This is a genomic window from Maribacter taeanensis (assembly GCF_047345145.1).
In the GTDB taxonomy this organism is placed as follows: domain Bacteria; phylum Bacteroidota; class Bacteroidia; order Flavobacteriales; family Flavobacteriaceae; genus Maribacter_C.
The window spans coordinates 961,004-973,228 of record NZ_JBLFER010000002.1; the positions used below are offsets into that span (position 1 = coordinate 961,004).

Annotated in this window: 13 protein-coding genes and 1 tRNA gene; 10 read left to right on the top strand and 4 right to left on the bottom strand. The window is 35.9% G+C overall.

Annotated elements, in window-relative coordinates; translation table 11 throughout:
- The first annotated feature begins 22 nt into the window (after positions 1-22).
- The 4 genes from trxA (at position 23) to ACKWCD_RS10000 (ending at position 3,040) form a co-directional block, all read left to right on the top strand.
- A complete protein-coding gene (gene trxA, locus ACKWCD_RS09985; protein WP_413983801.1) occupies positions 23-340 on the top strand; it encodes a thioredoxin in 318 nt (105 codons plus the stop codon).
- 66 nt (positions 341-406) lie between these two features.
- Positions 407-1,336 (top strand): DUF58 domain-containing protein, encoded by a 930-nt coding sequence (locus ACKWCD_RS09990; RefSeq protein ID WP_413983802.1) that lies wholly within the window; start codon positions 407-409, stop codon positions 1,334-1,336.
- 132 nt (positions 1,337-1,468) lie between these two features.
- Positions 1,469-1,542: transfer RNA gene (locus ACKWCD_RS09995), tRNA-Asp, on the top strand.
- Between the two features lie 241 nt (positions 1,543-1,783).
- Complete coding sequence (locus tag ACKWCD_RS10000) at positions 1,784-3,040, top strand: site-specific integrase (protein WP_413983803.1); 1,257 nt, start codon at positions 1,784-1,786, stop codon at positions 3,038-3,040.
- A gap of 540 nt (positions 3,041-3,580) precedes the next feature.
- Here the strand turns inward: ACKWCD_RS10000 and ACKWCD_RS10005 are convergent.
- Together ACKWCD_RS10005 and ACKWCD_RS10010 are read right to left on the bottom strand one after the other, a co-directional pair.
- The gene (locus ACKWCD_RS10005; RefSeq protein ID WP_413983804.1) at positions 3,581-4,672 is read right to left on the bottom strand and encodes a Fic family protein; all 1,092 of its coding nucleotides are present in this window, start codon (positions 4,670-4,672) and stop codon (positions 3,581-3,583) included.
- A gap of 156 nt (positions 4,673-4,828) precedes the next feature.
- Positions 4,829-5,203, bottom strand: coding sequence for a winged helix-turn-helix transcriptional regulator (locus ACKWCD_RS10010; protein ID WP_413983805.1), 375 nt, complete (start codon positions 5,201-5,203; stop codon positions 4,829-4,831).
- A 94-nt stretch (positions 5,204-5,297) separates the two neighbouring features.
- Between ACKWCD_RS10010 and ACKWCD_RS10015 the strand changes: the two genes are divergently transcribed.
- Both ACKWCD_RS10015 and ACKWCD_RS10020 read left to right on the top strand, forming a co-directional pair.
- Positions 5,298-5,543: a hypothetical protein gene (locus ACKWCD_RS10015; RefSeq protein WP_413983806.1), complete on the top strand. Its 246-nt coding sequence runs from the start codon at positions 5,298-5,300 to the stop codon at positions 5,541-5,543.
- Positions 5,521-6,036, top strand: coding sequence for a GNAT family N-acetyltransferase (locus ACKWCD_RS10020; protein ID WP_413983807.1), 516 nt, complete (start codon positions 5,521-5,523; stop codon positions 6,034-6,036). The genes ACKWCD_RS10015 and ACKWCD_RS10020 overlap by 23 nt, the downstream gene beginning before the upstream one ends.
- Positions 6,037-6,044: 8 nt before the next feature.
- On the opposite strand, the gene ACKWCD_RS10025 is transcribed toward ACKWCD_RS10020, so the two are convergent.
- Positions 6,045-6,539, bottom strand: a complete 495-nt coding sequence (locus tag ACKWCD_RS10025) for a MarR family winged helix-turn-helix transcriptional regulator (RefSeq protein WP_413983808.1) — start codon at positions 6,537-6,539, stop codon at positions 6,045-6,047.
- A 111-nt stretch (positions 6,540-6,650) separates the two neighbouring features.
- Between ACKWCD_RS10025 and ACKWCD_RS10030 the strand changes: the two genes are divergently transcribed.
- From ACKWCD_RS10030 to ACKWCD_RS10045, 4 genes are all read left to right on the top strand, one after another.
- Positions 6,651-7,565, top strand: coding sequence for a hypothetical protein (locus ACKWCD_RS10030; protein WP_413983809.1), 915 nt, complete (start codon positions 6,651-6,653; stop codon positions 7,563-7,565).
- Positions 7,546-8,568 carry a hypothetical protein gene (locus ACKWCD_RS10035; protein WP_413983810.1) on the top strand — a complete coding sequence of 341 codons (1,023 nt, stop codon included), beginning with the start codon at positions 7,546-7,548 and terminating at the stop codon, positions 8,566-8,568. The genes ACKWCD_RS10030 and ACKWCD_RS10035 overlap by 20 nt, the downstream gene beginning before the upstream one ends.
- A gap of 3 nt (positions 8,569-8,571) precedes the next feature.
- Entirely contained in the window at positions 8,572-9,174 is a 603-nt protein-coding gene (locus ACKWCD_RS10040) for a short chain dehydrogenase (protein WP_413983811.1), read from the top strand.
- A gap of 62 nt (positions 9,175-9,236) precedes the next feature.
- A complete protein-coding gene (locus tag ACKWCD_RS10045; protein ID WP_413983812.1) occupies positions 9,237-10,631 on the top strand; it encodes a serine hydrolase domain-containing protein in 1,395 nt (464 codons plus the stop codon).
- A 428-nt stretch (positions 10,632-11,059) separates the two neighbouring features.
- On the opposite strand, the gene ACKWCD_RS10050 is transcribed toward ACKWCD_RS10045, so the two are convergent.
- Positions 11,060-12,163, bottom strand: a complete 1,104-nt coding sequence (locus ACKWCD_RS10050; RefSeq protein WP_413983813.1) for a hypothetical protein — start codon at positions 12,161-12,163, stop codon at positions 11,060-11,062.
- Positions 12,164-12,225 lie beyond the last annotated feature (62 nt).

Sequence of the window (12,225 nt, forward strand, 5' to 3'; positions counted from 1 at the left end):
TGTAATATTAAAATAAAACAAAATGGCATTAGAAATAACAGATGCAACTTTTGACGAAGTAGTATTAAAAAGTGATAAACCCGTAGTAGTAGATTTTTGGGCTGCTTGGTGTGGACCTTGTAGAATGGTAGGGCCTGTAATTGATGAGGTTAGTACCGAATATGAAGGAAAAGCAGTTGTTGGTAAAGTAGATGTTGATGCTAACCAAGAATTTGCAGCGAAATACGGAGTTCGAAACATACCTACAGTATTGGTATTCAAAAATGGTGAAATTGTAAGCAGACAAGTTGGAGTATCTCCTAAAAAGGTTTACACCGACGCTATTGATGCTCTATTATAGTAGCAAACAAAATTCATATGAAAAGGTTCAGCATTTGCTGAACCTTTTTTGTTTTATCTTAGTTGTATGAATTTACAATCTGAATTAAATAAAGCCTCTCTTTTTCAAAACCTAGAGTTGCTGGCGAACCAGGTTGTGGAAGGATTTATTAGCGGAATTCATAAGAGTCCATTTCATGGTTTCTCTGCGGAGTTCGCAGAACACAAAATCTACAATACAGGAGAAAGCACCAAGCACATCGACTGGAAGCTTTTTGCCAAAACGGACAAGCTTTATACTAAAAGATACGAAGAGGAAACTAATTTGAGATGCCATATGATATTGGATAGTTCCGCTTCAATGTACTATCCAGAAGTAAAAAATCTTGAGCTGGGAGATTTAAATAAGATAGGATTTGGTGTTTTAGCGATTGCCGCTTTAATGAATATTTTGAAACGCCAACGAGATGCCGTTGGATTAAGTGTTTTTTCAGATAAGTATGACTTTTATTCTTCAGAAAAGGGAAGTGAACGACATCACCAAATGTTGCTTTCCAAGCTCAGTGAGATTAGTTTAGACACTAAACCTGCCAAAGAAACAGATACCTATACTTATTTGCATTTGATTGCCGAGAAGATAAAACGTAGAAGTCTAATTTTTCTCTTTACAGATATGTTACAGACAGCTACCGAAGATGAGAAGCTGTTTGATGCACTGCGACATTTAAAGTATAACAAACATGAGGTAGTGTTATTTCATTTGCTAGATACTAAGAAAGAGCAGTATTTTGATTTTGAAAATACGCCCAAGCGCTTTTTGGACGTCGAAACAGGTGAGCACATAGATTTATATTCCGAAAACATAAAGGAAGCCTATAATGAGAGCGTTAGCAGTTATTTTGATGACCTAAAGCTAAAATGCGCCCAGTACAGAATCAAATATGTTGATGTTGATGTTCGCGGCAATTTTTCAAAGGTTTTAAATACCTATTTAGTGGAGCGTCAAAAATTTCTATGAAACGCCTTTAATTTTGGTAGAAATAGTTTGTGCAATAGAAATAACAATTTATATTTGCACTCGCTTTACAAAAGCATTTGAACAAGATTTGAATCCCGCTGTAGTAGGAGTCCTTTAAAAGATAAAATCATTGGTCTGGTAGTTCAGTTGGTTAGAATACCTGCCTGTCACGCAGGGGGTCGCGGGTTCGAGTCCCGTCCAGACCGCTAGAAATTGTTCAAAATTTCACAAAAAGCCTGTAAATCAATGATTTACGGGCTTTTTCATTTTATTTAATGTCAAAAAACACCATATAAAACCATATAAAAAGGGCGGAATTCGGTGCGTATTTTGACCCTCAAAAAACCCGCACCTAAATCGCTGTAATTGACTGTTAAAGAAAACTTTACAGCGAAATTTTAACATTTGTTTTTCGTACCTTCTGGTGAGGATTTAAAACCCGCACCTATGTATGGCAAAATGAACATCCTTTTTTACCCGAAAAAATCAGAAAGAAATGATGACGGAATGGTTATGCTCTATGCCCGTATAACCATCAATGGTAAGCGTGGTGAGTTCAGCTTAGGTCGTCGCATAGATGAACAGCGTTGGGATTCACGGGGTGGAAAACTGAGAGGAACTACTACAGAGGTATCCAATTTCAATCGATTTCTGGATAATGTGAAGAATCGGCTTTACGACATTTACGATTCATTGCTGAAAGAACGAGAGGATATTTCAGCTACCATCATAAAGAATATTTATCTGGGGAAAGAAGGTAAAGAGTATATGCTTCTAGAAATCTTTCAAGAACATAACGATGAAATCGAAAGTCTATTAGGTAAAGGTTTTACCAAAGGGACGTTGCAACGCTATAAGGCAGCTTATAAGCACGTCTCGGCCTACATCGTACAGAACTACCATAGAAACGATATTCCCGTTCGTAGGGTCGACCATAAGTTTATTAAGGGATTGGAATTCTTTTTGAAGTCGCAAAGAAACTGTGAACACAACACGGCTATTAAATATGTTGTGAACTTCAAAAAGATTATACGGACTGCCCTAGCTAATGAGTGGATAACCAAAGACCCCTTCTTTCATTGGAAAGCTTCTTGGAAAACAAAGGAAAAGCAATATCTGACCCAAGCCGAATTGGATGCCCTACGGGATAAAAAGTCATTTTTGCCACGTCTTGATTTGGTTAGGGATGTTTTTGTTTTCTGCTGTTATACGGGTCTGGCCTATTCGGATGTACAACAACTAAATGAAGAGCATATTATAATAGGGGTCAATGGGGATAGATGGATTAAAATGCCTAGAAAAAAAACCAAAGCTATCAGTAGTATACCATTGTTGGCTCCAGCCGAAGAAATTATTCTTAAGTATAGTGAACATCCCTACGTGTTGGATGGAAAAGGAGTTTTGCCCGTATTGACCAATCAAAAATTAAATGCCTATCTAAAAGAGATTGCCGATGTCTGCGGCATCAATAAAAATCTCACTACACATTTAGCACGGCATACATTTGCGACTACAGTGACATTGTCAAATGGAGTATCAATTTCGACAGTCAGTAAAATGTTGGGACATCGTTCTTTAAAGACCACCCAGATTTATGCCAAGGTTCTTGATAGCAAAATAGCCGAGGAAATGGACCGATTAAAAGAAAAGATAAAACCTGTTGAAAATTCTAATCAAAAAGACGAAGGCAGCATTGAAAACTAAAATTGTCCCAAATCCTTACCCCTAACTTTTGCGCATGGTTCCTGTTGGGTTTTTGTAGCGTCCCGATAGGTAAGCGTGAAGCAAAAATCCAATAGGGCGCAACCTACTTTTTTGAATGAAAAGTACCTTTTTAGGGTTTACAAAATTTAGTAGCGAAGCGGATAAGGTTTGTAAAGCAAGAGGATAACACGCTAAAGCGATGTTATGATATTTAATTAATTGACTGTCAATCGATTAAAATTTATGATAATTTGTTTTTTCGTGCTTTTTTATGAAAAAAACCTCTGAAGCCCCTATTTGTGGGAACTTTTTTATGAAAAAATCACAGAAAAATGAAGTATTTACCGCGCTCAGTAGTATTAGTTTGTGTAAGTATTTGGGACTTGCAGCACGAAACTTCGTTTCGCTCGCTTTCTTTAATTCTATAATATTAGAGCCTACCTTAGGACGGGTTTTCTTTTGCGACCTACGGGAGAAAAAGCAAGATTGTCATGACAATGACACATCTTGAATTAAACGAAATTAAAATTTCATTTAATATTATAAGTCTATTTCATATCGCGTACTCCGACCTCCACCGATAGACTTAAAAATACCCTTTTGAACCAAATCTTGTAAATCTCTGGTGGCGGTTGCCTTTGATGTACCAGCTAGGGAAACATATTTGCGAGCGTTCATTCCTCCTTCGAAACCTTGGTGCCCTTCTTCTAACATTCTGCGAACCACTTTTTGTTGTCTTTCGTTAAGTTCATTTTTATGTTGGTCAAAGAACTTAGTTTTCTTCAGTGTAAACTCAATTTCCTTTTCAGCATCTATTTGAGCATCGAGAACAGTTCGAACAAAGTAATTTATCCAATCGGTAATTTCGTTGGAACGTTGACCAGTTTTTAAAGCATCATAATACTTATTCTTATTGCTTTCAATAGATTTGGAAAGACTGAACAAAACTGGACGGCCAATACTTTGAGAAAGTGCTTTTTCTGCTATAGCTCGGCCTATTCTTCCATTCCCATCTTCAAAAGGGTGGATGGTTTCAAAATACAGATGTGCGATAGCCGACCTTATTATGGGTTTTTTAATACTATTTTGAGAATCATTGAACCATGTGATGAACTTGCTCATTTCAGAAGAAACTGTATTTGAAGGTGGAGCTTCAAAATGAACTATTTCTCTTCCGATTGCCCCAGAAACTATCTGCATAGGTTCTTCATGTGAACGCCATTTACCTATTTCTATTCTTTTACTACCTTTCATGAGCATGCTATGCCAATCAAAAAGCGTCGTTTCAGTAAGCTGAGCTTTATAATGTTTGCGGATGGCTAGCATTAACTCCGTTACACCCTCGACTCTTTTATCTTTGGATATAGGTAGTTCAGGGTTTAGCCCTAAATTTCTTCTGATGGAGGACATCACATCTTTTCGACTCAGATATTCACCTTCAATTTCCGAGGTTTTGATAGCTTCGGAAACCATTAGGTTTATCATGGCATCTGATTTCTCGGATTCTGAAAAGCCATCCAAAACTCCACCGATACGACCTGTACGTTGCGCAAAATCATATAGTAAATTTTCAATAACATTTGTTTTGTATTGAAAATTAGGCCAGTCTTTTTGTTGCCAATTGTATTTCATGAGCCGATTAGAATTCTTATTCGGCTCAAAAATAATAAAAAAATGAGTTGAATATATTAATTATTTGACTCACTTTATATTTGCGAATTAATTGAAATTACTGTCAAGCCATTTAAATTGTTTTTGAAAGTTTAATGAAAGGTTGAAATAATTAGTTTAGTCGAACTGGATAAGCTTTCCTTTTGATTTAGCATATCCTATACCCCATTCCGTTATTTTTTCGATTACCGGAATGAAACTTTGCCCAAAATCAGATAAGGAGTACTCCACTCGATTAGGAGGTTTTATTCCAAAAACCTGCCGCTTAATAAGTCCATCCGCCTGCAAAGCTTTTAGCTGAATACTTAGCATCTTTTCTGTTATATCAGGCATTAGACGTTTTAGCTCTGAAAAACGCATTTTACCATTTCTAAGATACCAAAGAATAATACTTTTCCATTTTCCTCCTATAAAATGCAAGGTGACATTAGTACCACAGTGGAATATTCTACCGTTGACCTCATACGCTTTTTGTTTGCCTTCAACAATCATACTTCTTTTTTAACCTGTCATGGGTGACAGTTATTGCAGGGTAAATATATTCAAAATATCTTTATACTGTAAAAAGTATAGTATTATAAAAAATATGATTATGATTTTAGCAGATGCTATTGGATATGTGGCTTTGGTATTGAATTTATATTCAATGTCCACCAAAGGTGAGTATAGGTTACGGATTATTTCGTTGATTGCCAATCTCATATATGTATTTTACGGAATCTTGATCAGTGCCATTCCTATAATATTGGGTTGTGCAGCAGCGGTTGTATTGCATGCAAACCGATTGTATAAAATGAAAAGAGTTACTTATGAAACAAATACGACTAGCTAAAATTGAAGACGCTAAAGACATCGCTTTACTGGGACGAATTACGTTTAACGAAACCTTTGGTGCCTTATTTAAAGATCCCGAAGATTTGAGGACTTACCTAAACCAAACTTTTTCAGTGAAGAAGATTGCAAGTAGTTTAGGAAAAACCAATAATGTTTTTTGGATTGCCTTTGTTGACGGACTTCCTGTGGGTTATGCCAAACTAAGGTTGAAATCCCCAACTAGTTTTATGAAGCAAGAAAATGTCAGCCAATTGCAAAAAATTTACGTCCTAAAAGACTTTTTATCCATGAAAATAGGCAAACGGTTACAAGAGGTATTGATTTCTGAAGCTGCCAAGAATGGGAGCCAAGAAATCTGGTTATCCGTTTTGGAAAGTAATCAAAGAGCTATTCGTTTTTATGAAAAGAATGACTTTAAAACTGTTGGAGAGCACAAATTCAGTATTGGTAAAGAGACTTTTGATTTTGTAGCCATGTCCAAGCAACTTTAGCTTTTTGGCTAAAGTTCTTTAATTCTAAACATCATCTTTTTTAACAAACGAGCAAGTTCTTCACGTTCTGTTTTGCTCAGAAAATTTACACTTTCATGCGCTTCATCGAATCTTATTTCTATCGCCTTATCAATAGTTTTAATTCCTTTTTTTGTGAGCGCAGCTCTTTTTACCCTTTTATCATTTTCGTCCACCGAGCGATAAATAAGCTCCAGTTTTGTCAACCTGTCCAACAGTGCGGTCATGGCCCCTGAAGTTATTAAAACGGATTGCATTAATTCGGTCGGTGTAAGAGCATAGGGCTTTCCCGACCTTCGCAAGGTAGCCAAAACATCAAGGTCTGTATAATAAATGCAACTATCGCTTAATGCCATACTGGCTCTTTTTTCCAAGGTTTTTCCAAGACTTAAGATACGGCCGACAATGGCCATTGGGGAAACATCGAGCTCTGGGCGTTCATTTTTCCAATCTAAAATCAGCTGGTCAATAATGTCATTTTCCATGATTGTACTGCGTTTTATCCAAAAATATAAAAAATATCTTGATATAAAGATAAATTTGTTTATGTTTGCAAAGTATCTTGATATAAAGATAAATTTCAAAACCATAAAAACATGAAGAATTATTTAGTAGTAATCGGTATTATGATTCTTTTAAGTTCTTGTAACTCTAAAGAGAAAAAAGAGATTGTTCCATCCGCAAAAGATAATCTAGATTTAAATTATGAACCCACTTTAATGCCAAAAGACACAACTGCTCTTTGGATGGGAGAAGGTGATATCAATAGTGACACGGTTCTTATTATCGCCGAAAGTGGACCAAAAGCTCAATTGACATTTGATTGGAGAGCGAAAGAAATATGGTCAAGGCTACCTAACTATTTTAACTACTATAGAGCTCACGTTCATCAGGCAACTACACTAAATAATTCTATATATGATTGGAAACACGATTTTACAGCGAAAATGGCTGAGCTAGAAATTAATAATGGGACAGAAATTATAGCAAGAACTATAAAATACTTTAAAGACCGTAATAAAAAAGTAATTGTTATAGGAACTTTTTGGAGTGCTTTTGTAATACAAGATTATATATCAAAATATGGTAATAATGCAGATAAATATTTAATTAGTGCTGGTAGATTAGACCTAAATCAAGAACAATATGAATATCATTTAAAAGGGTTCCAAGCTGTATTTGAAGAAGATGGTAAAACAACAGTTGTTCCAGACACAACAAAAATAATAGACCCTCTCAAAGAAGAACGTCGTTTTAGAATATCCAAAGTTACGCAACTCATGAAAGGCGTCATGAAAAGTCGTCGATTTACTGCTGAACTAGCAAACCATGACTTGTCAAATGTGGTATATGCTTATGCAACAAATGATATCTATTCCGGGGCATTAACAGACAAAGAATTAAATTTTTTAGACTCTAAAGGAGCTACTGTTTACAGTAATGATAAGGGACATTTTGGCGTAGATGGACTACTCTTAGAACTTGTAATCGATGGAACAATTAAATTGTAAAAATTCCATTTCCCCAACAAATTTAGTTAACAATAAAATACTTGGTGTTATAAGCTTTATTAAAATTATAAAAATCATGAAAACAACAATAAAAAATTATTTAATCCTATTGAGTGTCATTACTTTCTTAAGTGCTTGTAGCAAAAAGAAAAGTGAGCCAATAAAGCAATACGCAAAAACGGAAAAAGAATTAAACTACCATCCAACCATACTCCCTAAAGACACAACTAATCTTTGGATTGGCGAAGGAGATATTAATAGTGATACTGCTTTCATTGTAATAGAGGGAGGGCCACACAACAAAATATATTTTCAAACCCACGGAATCGACGTATGGTCAGCATTACCAGAATACTACAATTACTACAGAGCCCATATACATCAAGTGAATGGATTAAATACTTCTATTTATAATTGGAAATACGAATTTACACATGAAATGGGAGAATTAGAGGTAAACAATGAGCTAGAAGCTTTGGCAAGAACTGTAAAATACTTCAAAGACCGAAATAAAAAAGTGATTTTGGCAGGGACCTCTTGGGGTGCTGTTTTGATACCATATTATCTAATAAAATATGGGAACAATGTAGATAAAATTATTATCAGCGCAGGAAGATTAGATTCAAATCCTATGCAAGTGAAGTATTTTTTAAAAGGGTTTAACTCAGGATTCGCGGAAGATGGCAAAACGATTAGATTTCCAGATACAACAAGGGTTCGAAACCCAAACAGGGGAGAACGTTATCACAAGATATCTAGAGTAAAACAGTTTATGAAAGGTTTTTTGGGGAAATATAAATTCACAGATGAGCTTGCTAATGTGGATTTATCTAATGTGGTATACGCATATGCTAAAAATGACCCTCAAATTGGAGCTTTAACAGAAGAAGAATTAAGATTTTTAGAATCTAAAGGTGTACCAGTTTATGTTTCAGATGAAGGGCACGCAGGACCTGATAGAGTAATAATCAAAATGGTTCAAGAAGGAAAAATTGAATTATAAAGAATGAAGATTTTAATTATTGGCGGTCACGGAACCATAGGCAAAAAGGTTGTCTCCCGTTTTAGGGATACCGATGAAGTAGTAGTCGCTGGAAGAACTAAAGGTGATTTCTTGGTCGACATAGCAAATGGGAGTTCAATTGAAACCTTGTTTCAAAAATCAGGTGCGTTCGACGCAATAATTTGCATTGCTGGAGAGGCAAAATGGGCCAACTTTAATGAACTTGACGAAGAAGACTACTACATCGGAATTAGAAGCAAGCTTATGGGGCAGGTAAATCTTGTTCGAATAGGGCAAAATTACCTGAATTCCCTCGGGTCAATCACATTGTGTACAGGTGTTTTAGCAGACGATCCGGTGATAAAAACGGCTAGTGCGGCAATGGTAAACGGTGGTGTTCACAGCTTTGTTCAAGCAGTTGCCCTAGAAATGGAAAATGACATTAGAATAAATGTTGTTTCATCGGGAATGGTCGCAGATGCCTATGAGAAGTACAAAGACTATTTCCCAGGACATAATCCAATTCCTATGGAAAAGGTGGTAAATGGATATGTCAGAAGCGTTAAAGGAAAAGGAAATGGAGAAGTCATAAGAATTTATGATTAGCAAATTAATCGGTCAACAGTGGTTTAAAATCAACAATGAATACCATCTAAAACAAAATCATTATGAAAAAAATACTATTAATAGCCTCTATTTTAATACTTGGATTGAAATCATTTTCGCAGGAGAGCTTGGCGAATGTAGATATTCTAATAGAAGATTTATTGAAAAAAACCCAAGTAGCGGGCATTTCCATATCCGTCAGTAAACAGGGAAATCTTATTTATTCACAGGGATTTGGTTTCTCAGACGTGAAGAACAAAACTGAAATGGCACCCACAAGCCGAATAAGAACAGCATCTCTGGCAAAAGTAATTACTGCAACGGCCTTGGGCAAATTGGCAACAGACGGCAAGCTTGACTTTGATACTCCTTTAAAAGAATACATTACCTTTTTAAAAGAACCTTATGCCAGTTTAACCACGCGACAAATAGCGGGACATACCGCTGGCGTACAGCACAGACCTGCTTCCAAGAAAACTAAAAACAAACATTTCGTCGAAGTGAAAGAGACCTTATCTTTTTTTGAAGGCACCACTTTATTGTTTGAACCTGGAACGGACTATAAATATTCTTCCCTTGGTTACAATTTATTGTCCATATTAATCGAAGAAGTTTCTGGCAAACGATATACTGATTTTATGAAGGAGGATATTTTCGTTCCATTAGGTATGACTCAAACGATGCCAGATAATGCGTCCGTATTTACTGAAAATGATGCCAAATTGTATTATTTGCAAGGAGGAAAACTCAAGCAAGAAAAGAAAATTGAAGATGGAAGCTATAAGTTGGCCGGTGCAGGTTTTAGAAGTACATCAGTAGACATGGTGAAAATGATGAATGCCTATTCAAACGGATTTATTTCCAAGGAGGTCGTAAAGGATATGTTCAAAAGTAACAGATTGTTGAATGGAGAAGTCACAAATGTGGGTATTGGATGGCGCATGAATAAAGACATCAATAATATTTCTACTATAGAACACGCGGGCAACTGGCAAGGTGCGAGAACAGTAATTATCTATTATCCTGATAGTGAGTTATCCATTTCTGTAATGATTAACACAAAATGCACACTGTTTATTGAGGAATCTACTCAAATTATAGCACAATACTTTCTTAACAAAGATCAAAAGCAAGAAGATATTGGAACATTTTCCAAAACATTGAAAATTATCAACAACCGCTCTGGCGGAAGTATTGAAAACTATACGGGTAAATTAGAGTTCATTGATACTAAAAAGGGAGCGCTGCATATAGAAACCGATAGAAGTTGGTTAAAGCAAAACAATGTATATCCTTTACCTTCAAAAAATAATTTCACACTTTCAACTAGTTATGGACTATTATATTTGAGAATGAATTTGAATCCAAAATTAGAAGGCGAACTTTTTCAATATCAAGTCTTAAGTGACACATATCATATGAACCAAAAACCAATGCTCTATATCAAAGAAAAATAATGAACCACTAATCAATATTATTGTCATTGATGAAAAGTGGAGTAGTGTTTTGAACATAAAACTGAAGGTTGATTTTAATTGTTTTACCCATTGCCAGTATATAAAACCCTTTAAAATGTTAAACCTATGTTAAAAGGTGAGCCTCGCGGTGAGCTCAAAAAACGACCCCTTGGCAGGCCTTTGATAGTGGGCATTTTCAAGAAAAGTTCGAGTCCCGTCCAGACCGCTAGAAAGCTCTCAAGAAATTGAGGGCTTTTTTCGTTTAGCTATTTTGGGCAAAAGTAATTTGTAATATTAGGACGGCCTTTCTAGTCTCGATACTTAAAAGGTATATGCCGGTTAAGTCGAAAAAAACCTCAACTTTCGTCAAGGCTTTTTTGATAATTAATGGTTAGTGCTTTTTAATAGCTACTCAAATTCTTAATGGCTTACGGCTGGATCTTTACGCTAAACTCGACAAAGTCATTATTTCCAAAACCGGCTTGAATAGCTGTTATTTTAATAAGTCCTTTTTTACCATAGTTGTCTACAAATTCAATGACATCACCTACCATAAGATTGGTGATTTTTTGGTCACTAGATTTTACAATGCTATCTAAGTCACCAGCCAAGGTAATACCTTCAAAATCAGAGCTGCTTCTGCTGGATATAGCAAAAAACATTTCATTTAAAGTTTCCTCGATCATATCTTCTTCGGCATCTGAAGGTTTTAGACCTTCTACATCAAAACCAAAAGCAGCGTCATAAGTATTTGTAGATGCGAAAGATGCATCATCGTTAGCCGAACTTCCTGATGCGCCGTAGTAATAGCCAAAGTCCCAAAAAGCTCTGAATTCGGGACCTTGATTAATTTTGTAGACCGTTTCGTTTAACAAAGAAAAGAAGCTCTCGGTTTTGCCAAATTGGTCGGGAGCGAAAAGTTTAACGCCTTCAAATTTTCGAACCGTAGCAAAAGGGTTATTGCCAGCGCCCACTCTAACAGTAATAGTTCCTACTCCCAAAGCTATTCGTTTGGTGGGGTCTCTAAAATCACCTTTTCCTTTGGTCGTCCAAAAACTATACACAATTGAACCATTTTCAATATTTGGTACTGGCAATTCGAAGGTAAAATCAATCTCCTTTTTATTTGCTCCATCTAAATCGATAGATCCATCTGCTTTTAGCACTTTAGTTAAATCTGTATCTTCTAAATCAAAATCATTAAAAGGCATATCACCTGAACCGGCAATGTTTTGAGTGATATATAAACGACGTTGCGTTGTTGCTGAGGAAGTAAAAATAACTCTACCTTGAACCTTTGAGCCGACTTCTCCGTTTGCCTCTGCAATAAGTACATTTTTACTCGGGTCTGCTTCATTAAAAATGAGGGTAGCGACTTCGATGGTGTCATCCATACCGTCCGTGCTATCTTGATCTGTGTTTTGTGGTGTCTCAAATATTGATCCTTCATCTGCGCTGCAGGCTGTAATAAAGAAAGTTAATGCTAAGACTATTAGGCCGAAATTCAGACTATTTTGCATGTGCTTTTTCATGTTATTTCTATTTGTAGGTTATCTTAAATTTTTGAAAAGAAAGATTTTTCCTACATATAACT